The organism is Micromonospora sp. NPDC050495, from assembly GCF_040655175.1.
Taxonomy (GTDB): domain Bacteria; phylum Actinomycetota; class Actinomycetes; order Mycobacteriales; family Micromonosporaceae; genus Micromonospora.
This window is the reverse complement of the sequence record NZ_JBFAJK010000005.1, coordinates 226,119-246,213: the sequence shown is the minus strand read 5'-3', so window position 1 is coordinate 246,213 and position 20,095 is coordinate 226,119. Positions and strand designations below refer to the sequence as shown.

Annotated in this window: 20 protein-coding genes; 10 read left to right on the top strand and 10 right to left on the bottom strand. The window is 73.8% G+C overall.

Annotation, left to right across the window (positions count from 1 at the left end; genetic code table 11):
* Positions 1-2 precede the first annotated feature (2 nt).
* From AB0I11_RS09170 to AB0I11_RS09145, 6 genes are all read right to left on the bottom strand, one after another.
* The gene (locus tag AB0I11_RS09170; RefSeq protein ID WP_357315838.1) at positions 3-1,787 is read right to left on the bottom strand and encodes an N-acetylglutaminylglutamine amidotransferase; all 1,785 of its coding nucleotides are present in this window, start codon (positions 1,785-1,787) and stop codon (positions 3-5) included.
* A 249-nt stretch (positions 1,788-2,036) separates the two neighbouring features.
* Positions 2,037-2,489, bottom strand: coding sequence for a GNAT family N-acetyltransferase (locus tag AB0I11_RS09165; protein ID WP_357315835.1), 453 nt, complete (start codon positions 2,487-2,489; stop codon positions 2,037-2,039).
* A 92-nt stretch (positions 2,490-2,581) separates the two neighbouring features.
* Positions 2,582-3,241, bottom strand: a complete 660-nt coding sequence (gene msrA / locus AB0I11_RS09160; protein ID WP_357315832.1) for a peptide-methionine (S)-S-oxide reductase MsrA — start codon at positions 3,239-3,241, stop codon at positions 2,582-2,584.
* Positions 3,242-3,307: 66 nt separating this feature from the next.
* A complete protein-coding gene (locus AB0I11_RS09155; RefSeq protein WP_357315829.1) occupies positions 3,308-3,733 on the bottom strand; it encodes an HIT family protein in 426 nt (141 codons plus the stop codon).
* A 128-nt stretch (positions 3,734-3,861) separates the two neighbouring features.
* Complete coding sequence (locus AB0I11_RS09150) at positions 3,862-4,554, bottom strand: nucleotidyl transferase AbiEii/AbiGii toxin family protein (RefSeq protein ID WP_357315826.1); 693 nt, start codon at positions 4,552-4,554, stop codon at positions 3,862-3,864.
* Positions 4,554-4,883, bottom strand: a complete 330-nt coding sequence (locus AB0I11_RS09145) for a hypothetical protein (protein WP_357315823.1) — start codon at positions 4,881-4,883, stop codon at positions 4,554-4,556. The genes AB0I11_RS09150 and AB0I11_RS09145 overlap by 1 nt, the downstream gene beginning before the upstream one ends.
* Positions 4,884-4,979: 96 nt before the next feature.
* On the opposite strand from AB0I11_RS09145, the gene AB0I11_RS09140 reads away from it, so the two are divergent.
* The 3 genes from AB0I11_RS09140 to ilvA all read left to right on the top strand — a co-directional run bounded on the left by AB0I11_RS09140 (position 4,980) and on the right by ilvA (position 8,845).
* Positions 4,980-6,122, top strand: a complete 1,143-nt coding sequence (locus AB0I11_RS09140) for a cystathionine gamma-synthase (protein WP_357315820.1) — start codon at positions 4,980-4,982, stop codon at positions 6,120-6,122.
* 17 nt (positions 6,123-6,139) lie between these two features.
* Positions 6,140-7,552 carry an amidase family protein gene (locus AB0I11_RS09135; protein ID WP_357315817.1) on the top strand — a complete coding sequence of 471 codons (1,413 nt, stop codon included), beginning with the start codon at positions 6,140-6,142 and terminating at the stop codon, positions 7,550-7,552.
* Between the two features lie 69 nt (positions 7,553-7,621).
* A complete protein-coding gene (gene ilvA, locus AB0I11_RS09130) occupies positions 7,622-8,845 on the top strand; it encodes a threonine ammonia-lyase (protein ID WP_357315813.1) in 1,224 nt (407 codons plus the stop codon).
* Positions 8,846-8,978: 133 nt separating this feature from the next.
* On the opposite strand, the gene greA is transcribed toward ilvA, so the two are convergent.
* Both greA and AB0I11_RS09120 read right to left on the bottom strand, forming a co-directional pair.
* Positions 8,979-9,479 (bottom strand): transcription elongation factor GreA, encoded by a 501-nt coding sequence (gene greA, locus AB0I11_RS09125; protein ID WP_357315810.1) that lies wholly within the window; start codon positions 9,477-9,479, stop codon positions 8,979-8,981.
* Positions 9,480-9,602: 123 nt separating this feature from the next.
* Entirely contained in the window at positions 9,603-10,037 is a 435-nt protein-coding gene (locus AB0I11_RS09120) for a DUF4307 domain-containing protein (protein WP_357315807.1), read from the bottom strand.
* A 210-nt stretch (positions 10,038-10,247) separates the two neighbouring features.
* Here AB0I11_RS09120 and mca point away from each other — a divergent pair, with 210 nt between their 5' ends.
* From mca to AB0I11_RS09100, 4 genes are all read left to right on the top strand, one after another.
* Complete coding sequence (gene mca / locus AB0I11_RS09115; RefSeq protein WP_357315804.1) at positions 10,248-11,129, top strand: mycothiol conjugate amidase Mca; 882 nt, start codon at positions 10,248-10,250, stop codon at positions 11,127-11,129.
* Between the two features lie 49 nt (positions 11,130-11,178).
* Positions 11,179-11,472: a hypothetical protein gene (locus AB0I11_RS09110; protein ID WP_357315801.1), complete on the top strand. Its 294-nt coding sequence runs from the start codon at positions 11,179-11,181 to the stop codon at positions 11,470-11,472.
* A gap of 221 nt (positions 11,473-11,693) precedes the next feature.
* Positions 11,694-14,183 (top strand): bifunctional diguanylate cyclase/phosphodiesterase, encoded by a 2,490-nt coding sequence (locus tag AB0I11_RS09105; protein ID WP_357315906.1) that lies wholly within the window; start codon positions 11,694-11,696, stop codon positions 14,181-14,183.
* A 120-nt stretch (positions 14,184-14,303) separates the two neighbouring features.
* A complete protein-coding gene (locus AB0I11_RS09100; RefSeq protein WP_357315798.1) occupies positions 14,304-16,397 on the top strand; it encodes a thioredoxin domain-containing protein in 2,094 nt (697 codons plus the stop codon).
* 4 nt (positions 16,398-16,401) lie between these two features.
* Here the strand turns inward: AB0I11_RS09100 and AB0I11_RS09095 are convergent, their stop codons facing one another.
* Positions 16,402-17,052 (bottom strand): pyridoxal 5'-phosphate synthase, encoded by a 651-nt coding sequence (locus tag AB0I11_RS09095; protein ID WP_357315794.1) that lies wholly within the window; start codon positions 17,050-17,052, stop codon positions 16,402-16,404.
* Between the two features lie 12 nt (positions 17,053-17,064).
* The gene (locus tag AB0I11_RS09090; protein ID WP_357315789.1) at positions 17,065-17,655 is read right to left on the bottom strand and encodes a PadR family transcriptional regulator; all 591 of its coding nucleotides are present in this window, start codon (positions 17,653-17,655) and stop codon (positions 17,065-17,067) included.
* Between the two features lie 102 nt (positions 17,656-17,757).
* On the opposite strand from AB0I11_RS09090, the gene AB0I11_RS09085 reads away from it, so the two are divergent.
* From AB0I11_RS09085 to purE, 3 genes are all read left to right on the top strand, one after another.
* Positions 17,758-18,234 (top strand): hypothetical protein, encoded by a 477-nt coding sequence (locus AB0I11_RS09085; protein ID WP_357315786.1) that lies wholly within the window; start codon positions 17,758-17,760, stop codon positions 18,232-18,234.
* 65 nt (positions 18,235-18,299) lie between these two features.
* Positions 18,300-19,460: a 5-(carboxyamino)imidazole ribonucleotide synthase gene (locus AB0I11_RS09080; RefSeq protein WP_357315783.1), complete on the top strand. Its 1,161-nt coding sequence runs from the start codon at positions 18,300-18,302 to the stop codon at positions 19,458-19,460.
* A 53-nt stretch (positions 19,461-19,513) separates the two neighbouring features.
* Positions 19,514-20,005, top strand: coding sequence for a 5-(carboxyamino)imidazole ribonucleotide mutase (gene purE, locus AB0I11_RS09075; protein ID WP_357315780.1), 492 nt, complete (start codon positions 19,514-19,516; stop codon positions 20,003-20,005).
* Positions 20,006-20,095 lie beyond the last annotated feature (90 nt).

The window sequence follows — 20,095 nt, the reverse complement described above, 5'->3', positions numbered from 1 at the left end:
GGTCAGTCGATTCCGTGGCTCTGGAGCCACATTTCCAGGAGTCCCAGTTGCCACAGCTTGTTTCCGTTCAACGGGGTCAGTTCGGCGTTCGGGTCGGCGAGCAGCGCGTCGACGTAGTCGGCGCGGAACAGGTCGCGCCGGCGGGCCTCGGGCGCGGTCAGGGCGTCGCGTACCCGGTCGAGGAGCTTGTCCTCCAGGTGGGTGAGGCCCGGCACCGGGAAGTAGCCCTTCGGCCGGTCGATCACCTCGTGCGGCAGGAGCCGCCGGCCGATCTCCTTGAGTACGCCCTTGCCGCCCTGGGCCAGCTTCAGCTCCGGCGGGCAGCTCGCGGCCAGTTCGACGAACTCGTGGTCGAGGAACGGCACCCGGGCCTCCAGCCCGTGCGCCATCGTCATGTTGTCGACCCGCTTCACCGGGTCGTCGGTGAGCATGACCTGGGTGTCGATCCGCAGGCCGGCGTCGACCGCGGTCTGCGCGCCGGGCCGGGCCAGGTGCGCGGCGACGTACTCGCGGGCCGGGTCGCCGTCGGCCAGCCACGCCGGGTTGAGCACCCGGGCCAGTCCGGCCGCGTCGCGGTCGAAGAAGGCCTTCGCGTACGTCTCGAGCGCCCGCTCCCGGTCGACGCCGGCGAGCGGCGGGTACCAGTGGTAGCCGCCCAGGATCTCGTCCGCGCCCTGGCCCGACTGGACCACCCTGACGTGCCGCGCGACCTCCTGGCTGAGCAGCCAGAACGCGACGCAGTCGTGGCTGACCATGGGCTCGCTCATGGCCGCGACGGCGGCCTCCAGCGGCGGCAGCAGGTCGCCGGTGGGCACCCGGATCTGGTGGTGGTCGGTGCTGAACGTCTTCGCCACCAGGTCGGAGTAGACGAACTCGTCGCCCGCCCGGCCGCCGACCGCGTCGAAGCCGATCGAGAAGGTGGCCAGCCCGGACTGGCCCTCCCCGGCGAGCAGCGCGACCACCAGGCTCGAGTCGAGCCCGCCGGAGAGCAGCACGCCGACCGGTACGTCGGCCACCATCCGGCGGCGTACCGCGGTGGTCAGCGAGTCCAGCAGCGCGTCCTGCCAGTCCCGCGCGGACCAGTCGGCCCGCTCGGCGGCCCGGCTGAACGCCGGATCCCAGTAGACCCGCTCGTGGGTGCCGCCGTCCGGCTCGTACACCCGGATCGTGGCCGGCGGCAGCTTGGCCACGCCGCGCAGGATGGTGCGGGGCGGCGGCACGATGCTGTGGAAGCTCAGGTAGTGGGCGAGCGCCACCGGGTCGATGCTGGTGTCGATCCCGCCGCCGGCCAGCAGGGCCGGCAGGGTCGAGGCGAAGCGGACCGTGCCGGGCGTCTCGGCCAGGTAGAGCGGCTTGATGCCGAGGCGGTCCCGGGCCAGCACCAGGCGGCCGGTGTCCCGCTCGCTGATCGCCACGGCGAACATGCCGACCAGGTGGTCGACGAAGTCCAGCCCCCACTCGGCGTACGCCTTGAGCACCACCTCGCTGTCGCCGGAGGAGAAGAAGCGGTGGCCCCTGGCCCGCAGTTCCTCGCGCAGCTCCCGGTAGTTGTAGATGCAGCCGTTGAAGACGCCGGTGAGGCCGGCGGCCGGGTCGACCAGTGGCTGGCCGCTGGCCGCCGACAGGTCGATGATCTTCAGGCGACGGTGGCCGAGGGCCACCGGGCCCTGCGACCAGGCCCCGCCGTCGTCGGGCCCTCGGTCGTCCATCGTCGCCGCCATGCGCTCCACCACGCCGACATCGGCGCGTGAGCCGTCACGGCGGAACTCTCCCGCAAGTCCGCACATGGCAGGCCATGCTGCCAGAGGCTGGGTCAGTTGGCCCGTTGAGCTGATGCCGGCGGAGGCGGGCGGTTGCTACAATGCCGCCTCCCGCCGAACGCCCCGCTGACCTGCGCGGATCTTTCCGCACCCGGTGGGCCGGGTGCCCGGATCGGGCCGGGCCCGCGGTGTGACAAACACCGCAGACCCGGGCACTCGACGTCCCTCGCTCGGCCGGCGGTACGGGCCAGCCCGGCCGGGCAGCTCAGCCCGTGTCTAGTCCGGCGACCGCTGGAGGAGCTGTCGGGACGACTCGAAGCCCAGCCGTTCGTACACCGGCACTGCCCGGCGACCGGATTGAACCGTCACGCGGAGCGATCCGAGGTGTGCCGCATGTGCTGAAGCAGCCTCCACGAGCGCCGAGCCAATCCCTTGGCCGCGATGATCCGGCATGACGAAGACGCTCTGGATGTCGGCTGACAGCCGCCGTGGTGCTCCGGGTCGCGGGACGCGAGGGACGAGCGCGACCCAGGCCATGCCGACGATCTCCGGTCGGTGGAGTCGAGCGACGAACGCCAGATGCGAGTCCTGGTGGGCGGCCCACCACTGCGCGAGCTCCGCGGTGAACGCGGCCACGGAGAGCTGGGTCGGCTCCGCGTGAAACGTGTCGAGCCACAACAGCCGGGCCAGCCCTGCGACGTCGTCCGCACTCGCCTGACTGATCCTCACGGGGGTGAGTTTGCCACGGTCGTGGAGTGCGGCCGGTCACGCCAAGTCAGCGCTGGCGCGGATCCGCAGACCCGCGCCAGCGCGGTGCCGGGTCAGGCCGTCCTGGCCACCCCGACCGGGCAGCTCAGCCCGTTCGGGCCGTGGTTGCAGTAGCCGTTCGGGTTCTTGGTCGGGGCCAGATACTGCTGGTGGTAGTCCTCGGCCAGGTAGTAGTCACCCAGCGGAGCGATCTCCGTGGTGATCTCACCCTTGCCGGCCCGCGCCACGATCGGCGCGAACGCGTCCCGCGACGCCTGCGCGACGGCGAGCTGCTCGTCGGTGCTGGCGTAGATCGCCGAGCGGTACTGCGAACCGACGTCGTTGCCCTGGCGCAGGCCCTGGGTCGGGTCGTGGTTCTCCCAGAACACCTTGAGCAGGTCCTCGTAGGCGATCTTCGTGGGGTCGTAGACCACCTGGACCACCTCGGCGTGCCCGGTCAGCCCCGAACAGACCTCCTCGTACGTCGGGTTCGGCGTGTAGCCGCCGGCGTAGCCGGCCGACGTGGTGATCACGCCCGGCAGGGTCCAGAAGAGCCGCTCGGCGCCCCAGAAGCAGCCCATCCCGAAGACGGCGACCTGCGCGCCCGCCGGGAAGGGGCCCGTCAGCGAGGCGGGCAGCACCTCGTGCCGGTCGGCGACCGGCATCGCGATCAGGCGACCGGGCAGGGCCTGGTCGGAAGAGATCATTTCGGCCTTCATGCGGCGAAGGAACACGGTTGGGACTCCTCTCTCGGCTTTCCCACCGGGTGCAACAGCGCCGGCGTCCGGTTCCTTACCCGCTCAGCCCCGGCGTCCGCCGAGCGCGGCGGCCACCCGGGCCGCGTACTCCTCGGCCTCGTCGTCACCGGCGTAGCGGGTGCGGGGCCAGAAGAAGCCACGCAGGCCGTCGCCCTTCGTGCGCGGCACCACGTGGGTGTGCAGGTGCGGCACGGACTGGGACACCTTGTTGTTCATCGCCACGAAGGTCCCGCCGGACCCCAGCCCGGTCTCCACCGCCACGCTGATCCGCTGCACCAGCCGGAAGTAGCCGGGCAGCGCGTCGGCGGGCAGGTCGGCCAGGGTCACCAGGTGGGTGCGCGGCACCACCAGCACGTGTCCCTTGAACACCGGCCGGGTGTCCAGGAAAGCCACCCCGTCCGCCTCGTCGGCAACCCGGAACGCCGGCACCTCGCCCGCCACGATCCCGCAGAACACGCACCCAGCCACCCGCCCAGGCTAGGCGCTGTCTAACGAACTTGCCGGTCCCCGCGCCGATCTTGGCGGCCCGCCGCTCATCTGGCGCGGCAGGGACTACCAGGGGACCCGAACCAGGGCGGGATGTCCTCGCTGGCCGGTCAGGGCTCGTCGAGGTAGGCGTCCCAACCGTCGTCGGAAACCCCCGCCGGCCCGGTCTCCCCGTTTGCCAACCGACGCCGGATGTCCGCCTCCCAGCGCAGCGCCCAGGCCCGCAGCTCGTCGATCTGCGTGCCGTCGAGCCCGTAGGAGAGAAAGGCGCGTTCTTCCCGCTCCTCGACGCCGCCCAGCCGGTCGGCGAGCTCCTCCAGCGAGAAGCCGGCGGTGTGGCGCGCCCCCAGCCGCTCCAGCTCATTCCAGCTCAGCCGCTCGTTCGCCGCCCGGACGTCGATGTAGTCCCGGTGGGCGGCACGGTCGTGCAACGCGCGCATCTTGAGCCCGACCGCGTCCTCGAAGGCGAGTACCGGCCCGACCGCCAAGCAGGCAGGTGGACCGATCGCTTCTTTGAGCAGGTCGACCTCGCACGACGCGGTGCCGTCCGAGATCAGGATGCGAGCCATCCGCGGTGTCACCTCGACGATCCTGGCGGTGAACCCGGCCGCCGTATAGGCCTCGCTGAGGCGGGCCACCACGGCCGGCAGCGGCAACGCGGTGGCCGTGGCGAAGTCGATGTCCTGGGACGGGCGGTTCACCAGCTCGTGGGCACACATGGCGTAGCCGCCGGCGAGCACCAGCCCTAGGTCGTCGCCGGCGGCGAAGCCGACCTGGAGGAGTCGGCGGTGCAGCGTGTCCATCAGTGCGCAGCGAGCTCTGGGAGCCTCCGCTCCCAGAGCCGGGTGATCCGACGCGCGGTCAGCCGACAGATCCGTGGCCAGTCCTGGCGGAGCAGGGTCCCGTTGACGTATCGGACGATGTCGTCCCGCTGGCCGCAGTCGAGCAGGAGGCAGTAGAGGGTGAGCCGCTGGCGACGGTCGTTGACGTCGAACTCGGTCGGGCCGGACCAGGCGAGGCGCACCGGCAGGCTGACCCGGCCCTGGTCGGGCCCGGACAGGAGCCCCAGCGACGGCGGGATCCGGTCGATCACGCCGAGCAGGCGGGACGGCAGGGCTTCGGTCGAGGTCACCGAGCCAGTATGGCCGACCGGTCGGACGACTTCGCGGTAGTGACCCGCGCCCGGGTTCCACGCGCTGGGACAGGCGGGCGGACTAACGTCTCGGTCATGAACCACGGCTTCGAGACGCTCGCCATCCACGCCGGCCAGGACCCGGAGGCCCGCACGGGCGCGGTGATCCCGCCGATCTACCAGACCAGCACGTACGCCCAGGACGCCGTCGGCGCGCCCCGGCAGGGCTACGAGTACAGCCGCTCCGGCAACCCGACCCGGGACGCGCTCCAGGAGTGCCTGGCCGCGCTGGAGGGCGGGCCGGTGGGCCTGGCCTTCGCCAGCGGCCTGGCCGCCGAGGACGCCCTGCTGCGTACCGTCTGCAAGCCGGGGGACCACGTGGTGATCCCCGACGACGCGTACGGCGGCACGTACCGGCTCTTCGCGAAGGTGGCCGAGCGGTGGGGGCTGGAGTACACCCCGGCGAAGGTATCCGACCCGGACGCGGTCCGGGCGGCCATCCGCCCCGGCGCCACGAGGATCGTCTGGGTGGAGACGCCGACCAACCCGCTGCTCGGCATCGCCGACATCGCCGCGCTGGCCGCCGTCGCGCACTCCGCCGACGCGCTGCTGGTGGTCGACAACACGTTCGCCTCGCCGTACCTGCAGCAGCCGATCGCCTTCGGCGCGGACGTGGTGGTGCACTCCACCACCAAGTACATCGGCGGACACTCCGACGTGGTCGGTGGCGCGCTGGTCGCCGCCGACCGGACGCTCGGCGAGGAGCTGCGCTACCACCAGAACGCGATGGGCGCGGTGAACGGCCCCTTCGACGCCTGGCTCACCCTGCGGGGCATCAAGACCCTCGGGGTACGGATGGACCGGCACTGCGACAACGCCGAGCGGATCGCGGCCTACCTGGACGGCCACGCCAAGGTCGGTCAGGTCATCTACCCGGGCCTGCCGGCGCACCCCGGCCACGAGGTGGCCGCCAAGCAGATGCGCCGATTCGGCGGCATGATCTCGTTCCGCGCCGCGGGCGGCGAGGAGCACGCCGTGGAGATCTGCAACCGGGCGAAGCTGTTCGTGCTCGCCGAGTCCCTCGGCGGGGTCGAGTCCCTGATCGAGCACCCGGGCCGGATGACACACGCGAGCGCTGCCGGCTCGCCGCTTGAAGTTCCCGGCGATCTCGTGCGACTGTCTGTCGGCATCGAGACGGTCGACGACCTGCTAGCCGATCTGGAGCAGGCGCTGGGCTGACCGCTGGCTTGGGGAGGGTGGCCGTGCCGGACATCATGCCGACGACCTGGGTGGGGGCGACCGCCAAACAGATCGCCCGGGGCGTACGCCGCGGCGACGTCTCCGCCACCCAGGTCGTCGCCGACCACCTGGACCACCTCGCCCGGGCCGACGCCGAGCTGGCCGCGTTCCGCACGGTACGCGGCGGCGAGGCGATCACCGAGGCGGAGAAGGTCGACGAGCAGGAGGACCTGGCCAACCTCCCGCTGGCCGGGGTGCCGGTCGCGGTCAAGGAGAACACCCCCGTCGCCGGCCTGCCCACCTGGAACGGGTCGGCCGCCGTGCGTACCGCCGTGGCGGAGGCCGACCACGAGGTGGTTCGCCGGCTGCGCGGCGCGGGCGCGGTGATCCTCGGGGTGACCCGGATGCCGGAACTCGGCCTCTGGGCGCTCACCGACGACGAGACCGCGGTGACCCGCAACCCGTGGGACCGCTCGCGTACCCCGGGTGGCTCCTCGGGTGGCGCGGCCGCCGCGGTCGCCGCCGGCCTGGTGCCGATGGCGCACGGCAACGACGGCCTGGGCTCGATCCGCATCCCCGCGGCCTGCTGCGGCCTGGTCGGGCTCAAGCCCGGCCGGGGTGTGGTGCCCTGCCAGCTCGGCGCCGAGGACTGGTTCGGGCTCACCGAGCACGGCATGCTCACCAGCACCGTCGCGGACGCGGTGGTCGGCTTCTCGGTGCTGGCCGGCCGCCGCCCGGAGAAGCTGGTCCCGCCGCCCCGGCTGCGGGTCGGGGTCTCGCTGCGCTCCCCGGTGCGCGGGGTCACGCCGGACGCGCCCAACCGGGACGCGGTGGCCGCCGCCGGCCGGCTGCTGGCCGCCGCCGGGCACGACACCGTACCGGCCGACCCGGTCTACCCGACCCGGCTGGGCCTGCAGGGCATCGCCACCTGGTTCGCGGCGGCCGCCGCCGACGTACGGGCCGCCGGGGTGCCCCGCCAGGGCCTGCAAGCACGCAGCCGCCGGCACGTCGCGCTCGGCGAGTGGGCGCAGCGCCGGGGGTACGTCCGCGAGGCCGACCGGGCCGCCTGGCGGGAGCGCTCGATCGGCTTCTTCACCGACCACTCGGTGGACCTGCTGCTCACCCCGGCGCTGGCCGGCCCGCCGCCGGAGGCCGCCGGCTGGTCCGGCCGGTCCTGGCTGGCGAACATGAAGGCCAACATCCGGTACGCCCCGTACGCCGCGCCGTGGAACATCGCCGGCCTGCCGGCCATCGTGGTGCCGGTCGGCCGCCGCCCGGACGGCCTGCCGGTCGCCGTGCAGCTCGTCGGTCCGCCCGGCTCCGAGCTGCTGCTGCTCGGCGTCGCCGGCCAGTTCGAGATGCAGGCCCCCTGGTCCCGGCACGCCCCCGGCTACCCCCGGGTCGGCACGGCGTCGCCGACCGCCGCCTGATCGCCCGGCCGGGGGTTCGCCGGCGACGTCGGCGCGGGTCCGGCGGGGGTCGGGTGGCACGATCGGGGCATGACGGAACTGGTCGGTCTCGCCGACGTACAGGCCGCGCGGGAGCTGCTCGCCGGGGTCACCCGGACCACGCCGCTGGAGCCTTCCCGGCCGTTGAGCGCCGCACTGGGCGGCCCGGTGTGGTTGAAGTGCGAGAACCTGCAACGCGCCGGGTCGTACAAGGTGCGCGGCGCGTACGTGCGGATCTCCCGGCTCTCCCCGGCGGAGCGGGACCGTGGCGTGGTCGCGGCGAGCGCGGGCAACCACGCGCAGGGGGTGGCGCTCGCCGCCGGGCTGGTCGGCACGCACGCCACGGTCTTCATGCCGGTGAACGCCCCGCTGCCGAAGGTGGCCGCCACCAAGGGGTACGGCGCCTCGGTCGAGCTGGTCGGCAACACGGTGGACGAGGCGCTCGTCGCGGCGCAGACCTACGCGGAGCGGACCGGGGCGGTGTTCATCCACCCGTTCGACCACGCGGACGTCATCGCGGGCCAGGGCACGGTGGCGCTGGAGATCCTCGAACAGTGCCCGGACGTCAAGACGATCGTGACCGGGGTGGGCGGCGGTGGCCTGATCTCCGGGATGGCGGTGGCGGCCAAGGCGCTGCGCCCCGACGTACGCGTGATCGGGGTGCAGGCGGCGAGCGCCGCCGCCTTCCCGCCCTCGCTCAAGGCCGGCGAGCCGGTACGCCTGCCCTCCTTCTCGACCATCGCCGACGGCATCGCGGTGGGCCGCCCCGGCGAGCTGACCTTCACCCACGTCCGCAAGCTGGTCGACGAGATCGTCACGGTCTCCGAGGAGGACATCTCCCGGGCGCTGCTGATGCTGCTGGAGCGGGGTAAGCAGGTGGTCGAGCCGGCCGGGGCGGTCGGCGTGGCGGCGCTGCTGGCCGGGGTGGTCGAGGGGGTGCGGACGCCGGTGGTGGCGGTGCTCTCCGGCGGCAACATCGACCCGCTGCTCATGCTCCGGGTGATCGAGCACGGCCTGGCGGCCGCCGGCCGCTACCTGCGGGTCACGGTGCGCTGCACGGACCGGCCGGGCCAGCTCGCGTCACTGCTCAGCGAGATCGCCGAGCACCGGGCCAACGTGGTGGACGTCGAGCACCAGCGGGCGAACCCGCACCTGCGCCTGGGCGAGGTGGAGGTGGCCCTGTCGGTGGAGACCCGCGGGGTGGAGCACTCGGACACGTTGATCAGCGCCCTGCGGGCCAGCGGCTACCAGGTGGTCTTCGCGGCCGAGTCGTGAGCCGCGCCGGCCGGCGGGAACGCGAACGCCCCGGCCGGTCAGCCGGGGCGTTCGCGGTGTGGCTCGGGTCCGAGGAGCCTGTCAGCCTCGGTCGGGTCGGACCCGAGCCACCCGGCGCGGGTCCGGATGTCTGCTAGCCGGAGAACGGCTCGAACTTGACCACCGTCACCTTGATGTCGGCGCCGCTGGGCGCCGTGTAGGTGCAGGTCTGGCCCGCCTTGCCGCCGAGGATCGCCTTGCCGAGCGCCGACTCGGGGCTGTAGACGGTCAGGTCGGTGGTGGAGGCGATCTCCCGGGAGCCGAGCAGGAAGGTCTCCGTGTCGTTGGCGTCGTCGTCGAAGTAGATCGTCACCACCATGCCGGGCGACACCGCGTCGGCGGTCGGCGCCTCGCCCACCTTGGCGGTGCGCAGCAGCTCCTGGAGGTAGCGGATGCGCCCCTCGGCCTTGCCCTGCTCTTCCCGGGCGGCGTGGTAGCCACCGTTCTCCCGCAGGTCGCCCTCTTCGCGCCGGGCGTTGATCTCGGCGGCGATGACCGGCCGGTTGGCGATGTGCTCGTCGAGCTCAGCCTTCAGGCGGTCGTATGCGTCCTGGGACAGCCAGGTGGCGGGCGCCTCGTTGCCTTTGGTGGACACAGGCGGTCTCCTCGGTTGGTACGGACTGGCTGACAGGTGAACTTCCAAGTTACCAGTGCCGCACACCACGGGGTGTCGCCGATCACCCCCGCTGCCGGGGGTGAAAAGCCGGGTCCGGGCCGGTCAGCCGGCCGGGCGGCAGCGCAGCACCTCGCCGATGAAGGGCCGGGCGGTGGTGGGCACCTCCTGCTGCGCGGTGACGTGCCGCTGGCCGGCGGCGGCGGTCACGGTCGCTTCGACGTGTCCCACCTCGGCGCCGTCGTGGGCGCGGGCCCGCAGCAGGCAGGTCGCCGAACCGCCGGGCGGCACGGTGACCCGGAAGTCGACCACCACCCGGGAGTCGGTGATCCCGGTGTAGGTGATCACCTCGGCGCGGTAGTCGGGGTCGCCGTACTGGCGGTAGAGCTTCGCGGCGGCCAGCCCGAGGACGGCCAGCAGCACGACCGCCACCAGGGCCGGCAACAGCGGACGGCGGCGGCCGGGCTCCCGGCGGCGGCCGTAGCGGCCGGGCGGGAAGACCGGCTCACCCGGTGCGATTGTGGCGTGCGTCTCGCTCACCGGCGGGTATCTCCTGGCGTTGTTGTCGGCGGCATCGGCAAGAATGGCAGAGTCCATCTTCCCAGCCCGGCGCTGAGTCAAGGATGGCAGGTCGGGCGCGGCACCGGCCGGCCAGCACGGGGGCTTTCGCGGGCGCGGGGGGAGATTCCGGCAGGTCAGCCGGTCCGGCCCGGGCGGGTCCGACCGGCCGGCACAGACGAGGAGCCGAAGGTGGCCCAGCAGTTGCGTCTCATGGCGGTGCACGCCCATCCCGACGACGAGTCGAGCAAGGGCGCCGCGACCACGGCGAAATACGTCGCCGAGGGGGTGGATGTCCTGGTCGTCACCTGCACCGGTGGCGAGCGGGGCAGCGTGCTCAACCCGAAGATGGACCGGCCGGACGTCTGGGCCAACATCGGCGAGATCCGCCGGGCCGAGATGGACGCGGCCCGCGCGATCCTCGGCATCGAGCAGGCCTGGCTCGGCTTCGTCGACTCCGGGCTGCCCGAGGGCGACCCGCTGCCGCCGCTGCCCGGGGGCTGCTTCGCGCTGCAGGACGTCGAGGTCGCGGCCGCCCCGCTGGTGCGGCTGATGCGCCAGTTCCGCCCGCACGTCGTCACCACCTACGACGAGGAGGGCGGCTACCCGCACCCGGACCACATCATGACCCACCAGGTGACGGTGGCCGCGTTCGAGGCCGCGGGCGACCCGGAGCGCTACCCCGAGCTGGGCGAGCCGTGGCAGCCGTTGAAGCTTTACTACGACATCGGGTTCTCCCGGGCGAAGATCATGGCGCTGCACGAGGGGATGCTCGCCGCCGGCCTGGAGTCGCCGTACGGCGACTGGATGAAGCGCTGGGAGGACCGGGAGGACAAGGGCGGCCGGATCACCACCCGGGTGGAGTGCGCGGAATACTTCCCGGTCCGCGACGACGCGCTGCGCGCCCACGCCACCCAGATCGACCCGGACGGCTTCTGGTTCCAGGTGCCCATGGACCTGCAGCAGCGCGCCTGGCCGACGGAGGACTACCAGCTCGCCCGCTCGTTGGTGGACAGCCCGCTGCCCGAGTCGGACCTCTTCGCCGGGGTCCGGGAGACGGCCCATGCCTGCTGATCCGGCGGGGGGGCTACCCTGGTGGGCAGCCACATATCGGAGGAACACCATGCTGACCACCGCCCAGGTGCTCGCGGAGAACAACTTCGGTGACACCCGTACGGGTGGGCTGGCCGGTCCGATGGGTCTCTTCCTCATCCTGCTGCTCGCCGCCGCCACCATCCTGCTGATCCGCAACATGAACGCCCGGCTGCGTCGGCTGCCGGACCGGTTCCCCCAGCAGGGCGGTCCGGCCGACCACACCCGGACCGACGCGGCAGTCGCCGATCCGACAGACGGGCCCACCGCGCAGGAATCGCACCCGGGGGCTCCCAACGGCTCCGAGCAGCGCCGAAACGGGTAGTCGGCGCATGAATCACGTCGAAGCCGGTCGTCGCCCCCTGTTGCGACCACCGGCTTTGGCTTAGCCTTCCGCCGGGGGACCAAAAGTCCCTGAGCCGTGCGCGGAAGGGGGGCGCCGATGTTCGTGGCAGCCGTGGCCGCCCGCCGTGCCCTCGGACCACCGCCGGACGGGGTGGGCCCGTGACCTCCGGCAGGGGCGGTGACCGCCCCGACCGGCTCGGCCTGCGCGGCACGCCGGTCGGTGTTCTCCTGCTGACCGGCGCCGTCGCGGTGACCGCCCTGGTGGCCACCGTGCTGGGGCTCACCGGTCCCGCGTCCCTGCCACCGGACGATCCGCTGCCGCCGGCCGCCCGCTTCGGCATCGCGGTCGCCGCGGTCGCCGTGGCCCAGCTCGCCCGCCTGCGGTTCCGCACCGCGACCGGGATGGTCAGCATCACCTGGGGCGAGGCGGCGCTGGTCGTCTGCCTCTACGTCGCGCCGGCCGGCTGGCTGCCGGCCGCGACCCTGCTCGGCGTCGGGGCCGCCTGGACGGCGATGTCGCTGCTCGCCGACCGCCGCCCGGTGCTGGAGCTGGTCCGGATCATCGGCTCGTTGACCGCCGCCGCGGCGCTCGCCGCGGTGGTGGCCACCGCGCTCGGCCGGCCGCTGCTGGCCGCGCCGACCCCCGAACTGGCCCTCGCGCTGGTCGCCGGCTCGGTGACGTACCTGTTGACCACCGTCTGGTTGGGCGGGGCCACGCTGGCGTTGCGGCACGGCATCCCGATCGGCCCGCCGCTGCTCGCGGCGCTCCGCGGCAAGCTGCTGATGTTCGTCGGGAACGTGGCCGTCGGCCTGGTGGTGGTCACCCTGCTCGAGCTGGACGCCCGCTGGCTGCTGCTCCTGCCGCCGCCGCTCTGGCTGCTCCAGCAGACCTACCGGCACCGGCTCCGGGCCGACCAGGAGCGGCGCACCTGGCGGGCGTTCGCCGAGGCCACCGCCGCGCTCAACCAGCTCGACGAGCGGGGCGTGGCGACGGCCGCGGTGTCCGGCGCGCTGTCGCTGTTCGGCGCCGAACTGGTCGAAGTGGACGTGGCCCGGGGCGACGGCCGGTGGCGGCGCTACCGGGCCGACGCGGGCGGTCAGGTGCGCGACCGCGAGATCACACCCCCGGCCACGGCCGGCGCCGGGGAGCACGAGCTGGTGCGGTCGCTCACGGTGGGCAGCGCCGAGGTGGGCCGGCTGCGGGTGCACTTCCCCCGGTCCGCCCCGCCGAGCGCCCGGGAGCGGGACGGGGTGGCCGCGTTCGGCGACGCCCTGGCCGCCGCCCTGCACGACGCCGCCACCCACCGGGAGCTGCGGCTGGTCACCGCCCGCTCGTCGTACGAGGCGGTGCACGACCAGCTCACCGGGCTGCTCAACCGGGCCGCCCTGCTCACCAAGGGCGACCAGGCGCTGCGGCAGCTCGCGCACGATCATCCGGTGGCGCTGCTGCTGCTCGACGTGAACCAGTTCAAGGAGGTCAACGACACCCTGGGGCACGCCGCGGGCGACCAACTGCTCCGGCTGACCGCGAGCCGGCTGGCCGCCCTGGCCCGCCCCGGCGACCTGCTCGGCCGGCTCGGCGGCGACGAGTTCGCCCTGCTGCTGACCGCGGTCCCGGTGCTCGACGACCGGACCGCCCCGATCGCGTACGCGCTGCGCCAGGCCCGGGAGATCGCCGAGCGGCTGGCCGCGCCGACCGAGGTGGCCGGGGTGCGGATGTCCGTCGAGGTGGCCGTCGGGGTGGTGGTCGCCGACGCGGGTACCGCCGACATGACCGAGCTGCTGCGCCGGGCCGACATCGCCATGTACCAGGCGAAGGAGGGCGGCGGCAGCGTCGCCGCGTACGACAGCTCCCGGGACGCGGCGAGCACCGACCACCTGGCGCTCCTCGCCGAGCTGCGGGAGGCGCTGGAGGCCGACGACCAGCTGGTGCTGGCGTTGCAGCCGGCGGTGGACCTGACCACCGGCGCGCCGACCGGGGTGGAGGCGCTGATCCGCTGGCAGCACCCGCGCCGGGGTTGGCTCGGCCCGGCCGACTTCATCCGGCCGGTGGAGAACAGCGAGCAGCTCGGCACCTTCACCCGGTACGTGCTGGACAAGGCGCTCGCGGTGGCCGCCGACTGGGCCCGCGAAGGGCTGGACGTGCCGATCTCGGTCAACCTCTCGGCGCGTAGCCTGCTCGACCCACGGCTGCCCGGCGAGATCGGCGACGCGCTGCGCCGGCACCAGGTCCCGCCGCGCCGGCTGGTCCTGGAGATCACCGAGACGGTGGTGATGAGCGAGCTGGAGGTCATCGACGAGGTGCTGACCACCCTCCGGACGATGGGCGTGCAGCTGGCCGTCGACGACTTCGGCACCGGGTTCTCGTCGCTGACCTTCCTGACCCGGATCGCGGTGGACGAGCTGAAGGTGGACCGGTCCTTCGTGCTCCGGATGGCCGACTCGCCGGAGGCGGCGGCGATCGTCCGGACCACGGTCGGGCTCGCCCAGGAGCTGGGCCTGCGGGTGGTGGCCGAGGGGGTGGAGACCGCCGAGCAGCGGACCGCGCTGGCGGAGCTGGGCTGCACCTCGGCGCAGGGTTACCACTTCTTCAAGCCGATGCCGGCGGACAAGATCGGGGCGGTGCTGGGGTCGCTGCGCGACAACGCCCAGGGCAACGTCTTCCCGCTCCGCGCCGACGGCGCCTCCTGACCCCCGGGGGGCGCGGCCGGCGGCGGCCGTTGTCCCGGACGGGTGCGTGCGGCAGCCAGCGTCCCGGACCCGTCCGCGGGTGACCCGACGGCGGGCGTCGGGTCTGGTTATGGTCGTCGGGTGAACCGACTCGCCGACGCCACGTCCCCGTACCTGCTCCAGCACGCCGACAACCCGGTCGACTGGTGGCCGTGGGGCGAGGAGGCGTTCGCCGAGGCGAAACGGCGCGACGTGCCGGTGCTCATCTCGGTGGGCTACGCGGCCTGCCACTGGTGCCACGTGATGGCCCACGAGTCCTTCGAGAACGAGGCCGTGGCCCGGCTGATGAACGACGACTTCGTCTGCGTGAAGGTCGACCGGGAGGAGCGGCCCGACGTGGACGCGGTCTACATGACCGCCACGCAGGCGATGACCGGGCAGGGCGGCTGGCCGATGACGGTCTTCGCCGCCCCGGACGGCACCCCGTTCTTCTGTGGCACGTACTTCCCCCGGCCCAACTTCGTCCGGCTGCTCGGCTCGGTCGCCAGCGCCTGGCGGGACCAGCGGGAGGCGGTGCTGCGCCAGGGCGCCGCCGTGGTCGAGGCGATCGGCGGCGCGCAGGCCGTGGGCGGCCTGACCGCCCCGCTCACCGCCGACCTGCTCGACGCCGCCGCCGCCCAGCTCGCGCAGGAGTACGACGAGACCAACGGCGGGTTCGGCGGTGCGCCGAAGTTCCCGCCGCACATGAACCTGCTCTTCCTGCTCCGGCACCACCAGCGCACCGGCTCGGCCCGCAGCCTGGAGATCACCCGGCACACCGCCGAGGCGATGGCCCGCGGCGGCCTGCACGACCAGCTCGCCGGCGGGTTCGCCCGCTACTCGGTGGACGGCCACTGGACCGTGCCGCACTTCGAGAAGATGCTCTACGACAACGCCCTGCTGCTGCGGGTCTACACCCAGCTGTGGCGGCTCACCGGTGACCGGCTGGCCCGCCGGGTGGCCCGGGACACCGCCCGTTTCCTCGCCGACGAGCTGCACAAGCCCGGTGAGGGCTTCGCGTCCGCGCTGGACGCCGACACCGCGGGCGTCGAGGGTCTCACCTACGTCTGGACGCCGGCCCAGCTCGTCGAGGTGCTGGGGGAGGAGGACGGCCGCTTCGCCGCCGACCTGTTCGGGGTGACCGAGCAGGGCACCTTCGAGCCTCATTCCGCCTCCGCGCCGCAAGACGGCACTCCGGACGGCAGGAGGCTCGTCGAACACGGCACCAGCGTGCTGCGGCTGGCCCGGGACGTGGACGACGCCGACCCGGCGGTGCGGAGCCGCTGGCAGGACGTGGTGGCGCGGCTGCTCGCCGCCCGGGACACCCGCCCGCAGCCGGCCCGGGACGACAAGGTGGTGGCCGCCTGGAACGGGTTGGCGATCACCGCGATCGCCGAGTTCCAGCAGGTCGCCGCGCTCTACGCGTCCCCCGACGACGAGGACGCCAACCTGATGGAGGGCGTCACCATCGTCGCCGACGGGGCCATGCGGGACACCGCCGAGCACCTGGCCAGCGTGCACATCGTGGACGGGCGGCTGCGCCGGGTCTCCCGGGACAAGGTGGTCGGCGAGCCGGCCGGCGTGCTGGAGGACTACGGCTGCGTGGCCGAGGCGTTCTGCGCCCTGCACCAGCTCACCGGCGAGGGGCGCTGGCTGGCGCTGGCCGGTGAGCTGCTCGACGTGGCGCTGGCCCGGTTCGCCGCGCCGGACGGCGGCTTCTACGACACCGCCGACGACGCCGAGCGGCTGGTCACCCGGCCGGCCGACCCGACCGACAACGCCACCCCGTCCGGCCGCTCGGCGATCGTGGCGGCGCTGGTCGCGTACGCGGCGCTGACCGGGGAGCCGCGCTACCGGGAGGCGGCCGAGGCGGCCCTGTCGACCGTCGCGCCGATCGTCGGCCGGCACGCCCGGTTCACCGGGTACGCGGCGGCTGTCGGCGAGGCGCTGCTCTCCGGCCCGTACGAGATCGCCGTGGTGACCGACGACCCGGTCGGCGAGCCGCTGCTGGCGGCCGCGCACCGGCACGCCCCGCCCGGCGCGGTGGTGGTGGCGGGTCGCCCCGACCAGCCCGGGGTGCCGCTGCTGGCGGACCGACCGCTGGTCGACGGGCGGCCGGCCGCGTACGTGTGCCGGAGTTTCGTCTGCCAGCGGCCGGTGACCTCGGTCGACGAGCTGGTCGCCGAGCTCGGCTGAGCGGTCACGGCCAGAGCAGCTCGCGCTCCCAGCCTTCCGCGGCCCGGCGGTAGCGCAGCCGGACGTGCCGGCGCTCCCGGTCGGCCTGCCAGAACTCGACCGTCTCGGGGGTGACCGTGTAGACCGTGTGCCCCTCGGCGACCAGGTCCGGGTCGGCGGCCAGTCGGGCGCGCACCGCGGCCAGCTCCCGGTCCAGTTCGGCCCGGTCGGGCAGGACGGCGCTCTGCCGGCCGGCCAGGGTCGCGATCCGGGAGCCCTCCGGCCGGGCCAGGAAGTCCCGCCGGGACACGTCGGGATCGGCGGGTCGGGCGGTGCCGCGTACCCGGACCTGCCGGCCCTGCTCCCGCCAGTGGAAGCTGAGCGCGAGCCGCGGGTTGGCGGCGAGTTGCCGCCCCTTGGCGCTGGTCGAGGTGGTGGCGAAGTGCCACCCGGCGGCGTCCAGATCCTTGAGGATGAGCACCCGCGCGTCCGGCCAGCCGTCGGCGTCGACGGTCGAGACGGTCATCGCATGTGGTTCGTCCGCGCCGGCGTCGATCGCCCCGGCCAGCCAGGAGGCGAAGAGCGGAACCGGGGCGTCGGGCGTGTCGGCGGGGTCGAACGGGGGCATCTCGTGTGCGAGCACGGGAAGCCCGCGCAGCAGGTCGCGGGTGCTCATGCCCTGATCATGTCAATCGGCGGCGGGCGGGGTGGCCGCGCCTCCCGCGGGGGCTTCGCCGTGCCCGTCCGCTGGGCGCAGTGGCCCCGGCAGGGCGTCGAACCAGTCGAGGACCGCCCGCTCGTAGGCCAGCCCGAACCGCAGCGTCGCCACCGAGTAGGGGTCGATGTCGTCGGCCTCCGCGGGCAGCGCGGCGGCCACCGCCTCGTACCCGGCGAGCCGGTCGGCGTGGGTGGCCCGGTGGGTGGCCAGGTATTCCGCCAGCCGCTCCGGCGGCAGGTGCCGGCCGAAGAGCACCGTCAGCAGCAGCGGGAACCGGATGGCCTCCTCCGCCGGGGGGTTGGCGGCCCACTCGGCGAAGGCCGCGCGGCCGGCCTCGGTGATCTCGTAGGGCTGCCGGTCGCGCCGCCCCCGCTCGCCGGCCCGGACCAGCCCGGCGGCGGCCATCGCGGCCAGTTCCCGGTAGACCTGGCTCTGGGTCAGGGACCAGAATCCGCCGATCCGCTGCTGCGCGTACTCGACCAGGTCCCAGCCGGTCATCGGGCCGTCGTGCAGGAAGCCCAGCAGGGAGGCGGCGGTGGCGTTCAGCGGCCGGTCCGGCATCGGATGCTCCTTCGAATGATGCTTGACATCCCATTGTGTCAGGTCGCATGCTGGCTTCGGCGACCTCCCACAGTGGGAGGTCGGCTGGCGGGGGAGGCTGTCATGGGTACGTTTCTCGTTGTCGTCCACGCGGTCAGCGGCAGCCTCGGGCTGCTGCTCGCCCTGCCCGTGCTGCTCGCTCCGAAACGGCGGGGCCGGCACCCCCGGCTCGGCCGGGTCTACGCGGGCGCCGCCCTCGGCCTCAGCCTCAGCGCGCTCGGCCTCTTCGCCCTCGATCCGGCCCGGTTGTGGGGGCTGGCGGTGCTCGGCGCACTCACCCTCGGCTGGCTGGTGGGCGGCGTCCTGATCGCCCGCCGCCGCCCGCGCCGCCTCGGCCCGCGCGGCTGGCGGATCTGGCACCTCAACCTGATGGGCAGCACGGTGATCGCCTTCGTCACCGGGTTCGCCGTGCAGATGACCGACGGCAACCTGATCGCCTGGCTCGCCCCGACCGTGATCGGCTCCGCGCTGATCGCCCGGGCCACCGTGCGGGAGATCGCCCGCGCCCCGCGCCGGATCGCGGTGACCGCCGTCGGCTGATCACCCGCCGCACCCTCGGCCCTCCGGGGCGGTGCGAGCACCGCCCCGGATAGGCTGGCGGCGCTATGGATTCCCGTACCGGACTGCCTGTCGTCGGCATGGTGGGCGGTGGCCAGTTGGCCCGGATGACCCACCAGGCCGCCATCGCCCTCGGCCAGTCGCTGCGCGTGCTCGCGCTCGCCCCGGACGACGGCGCCGCCCTGGTCGCCGCCGACGTCCAGTACGGCGACCACACCGACCTGGCCGCGCTGCGCACCTTCGCCAAGGGCTGCGACGTGGTCACCTTCGACCACGAGCACGTGCCCAACGCGCACATCCGCACCCTCACCGAGGAGGGGGCGAAGCTCTTCCCGCCCGCCGAGGCGCTGGTGCACGCCCAGGACAAGCGGGTGATGCGGGAGCGCCTCGGTGAGCTGGGTGCGCCGAATCCGGCGTGGCGTCCGGTCGAGCAGCCCGCCGACCTGGTCGCCTTCGGCGCGGAGGTCGGCTGGCCGGTGGTGCTCAAGGCGGCCCGGGGCGGCTACGACGGCCGCGGCGTCTGGCTGGTCGACGACGCGGTCCAGGCCGAGGAACTGGCCGCGACGCTGCTCGCCGGCGGCACCCCGCTGATCGTCGAAGAGCGGGTGGCGCTGCGCCGGGAGCTGGCCGTGCAGGTGGCCCGCTCGCCGTTCGGGCAGGTCGCCGCGTACCCGGTGGTGGAGACGGTGCAGCAGGACGGCATCTGCGTCGAGGTGCTGGCCCCCGCGCCCGGCCTGGCCGAGGAGCAGGCGCTCGCCGCCCAGCAGCTCGCCATCGACCTGGCCACCGCACTCGGCGTCGTCGGCCTGCTCGCCGTGGAGCTGTTCGAGACGCCCGACGGGCTGATCGTCAACGAGCTGGCCATGCGGCCGCACAACTCCGGCCACTGGACCATCGAGGGGGCCCGGACCTCGCAGTTCGAGCAGCACCTGCGGGCCGTGCTCGACTACCCGATGGGCGACACCTCGCTCACCGCGCCGGTCGTCGTGATGGCGAACGTGCTCGGCGGCGAGCCGGGCGGCATCTCCCTCGACGAGCGGCTGCACCACCTCTTCGCCGCCGAGCCCGGCGCCAAGGTCCACCTGTACGGCAAGCAGGTGCGCCCGGGCCGCAAGATCGGGCACGTCACCGTGCTCGGCGCCGACCTGGCCGACGTACGGGCCCGCGCCGCGCGAGCCGCCCGCTGGCTGCGCGACGGACATCAGTGAGCGCGCGGAGTGAGCCTGCGAGCCCCGCAGCCGCGGACGAAGGGACAACCAGAGTGAGCACCGTCGGGCTGATCATGGGCAGCGACTCGGACTGGCCGACCATGAAGGCCGCCGCCGAGGTGCTGGACGAGTTCGGCGTGCCGTACGAGGTCCAGGTGATCTCCGCGCACCGGACCCCGGTCAAGATGATCGAGTACGGCCGGGACGCCGCCGACCGGGGCGTGAAGGTGATCATCGCGGGGGCCGGCGGCGCGGCCGCCCTGCCGGGCATGGTCGCCTCGGTCACCCCGCTGCCGGTGATCGGCGTGCCGGTGCCGCTGAAGCACCTGGACGGGATGGACTCGCTGCTCTCCATCGTCCAGATGCCGGCCGGCGTGCCGGTGGCCACGGTCTCCATCGGCAACGCCCGCAACGCCGGCCTGCTCGCCGTGCGCATCCTGGGCGCGTCCGACCCGGCGCTGCTCAAGCGGATGGCCGACTACCAGGCGAGCCTGGAGAAGCTGGTCGCCGAGAAGGACGCCGCCCTCCGCGCCTCCCTGTCCTGACACCCCGGCCCCGGCCTGGCCCCGCATTGGCCCGGCCTGGCCCGGCCTGGCCCGGCCTGGCCCCGCCTCGGCCTGTCCCCGCCTCGGCCC

Excerpts from the sequence above, each read along its gene's own strand:
- AB0I11_RS09140 (WP_357315820.1), top strand. The coding sequence starts at position 4,980 with ATGAACCACGGCTTCGAGACGCTCGCCATCCACGCCGGCCAGGACCCG.
- AB0I11_RS09090 (WP_357315789.1), bottom strand. The coding sequence starts at position 17,655 with ATGCCGGACCGGCCGCTGAACGCCACCGCCGCCTCCCTGCTGGGCTTC.
- AB0I11_RS09095 (WP_357315794.1), bottom strand. The coding sequence starts at position 17,052 with ATGAGCACCCGCGACCTGCTGCGCGGGCTTCCCGTGCTCGCACACGAG.
- ilvA (WP_357315813.1), top strand. The coding sequence starts at position 7,622 with ATGACGGAACTGGTCGGTCTCGCCGACGTACAGGCCGCGCGGGAGCTG.
- AB0I11_RS09170 (WP_357315838.1), bottom strand. The coding sequence starts at position 1,787 with ATGTGCGGACTTGCGGGAGAGTTCCGCCGTGACGGCTCACGCGCCGAT.
- AB0I11_RS09110 (WP_357315801.1), top strand. The coding sequence starts at position 11,179 with ATGCTGACCACCGCCCAGGTGCTCGCGGAGAACAACTTCGGTGACACC.
- AB0I11_RS09080 (WP_357315783.1), top strand. The coding sequence starts at position 18,300 with ATGGATTCCCGTACCGGACTGCCTGTCGTCGGCATGGTGGGCGGTGGC.
- AB0I11_RS09085 (WP_357315786.1), top strand. The coding sequence starts at position 17,758 with ATGGGTACGTTTCTCGTTGTCGTCCACGCGGTCAGCGGCAGCCTCGGG.
- AB0I11_RS09150 (WP_357315826.1), bottom strand. The coding sequence starts at position 4,554 with ATGGACACGCTGCACCGCCGACTCCTCCAGGTCGGCTTCGCCGCCGGC.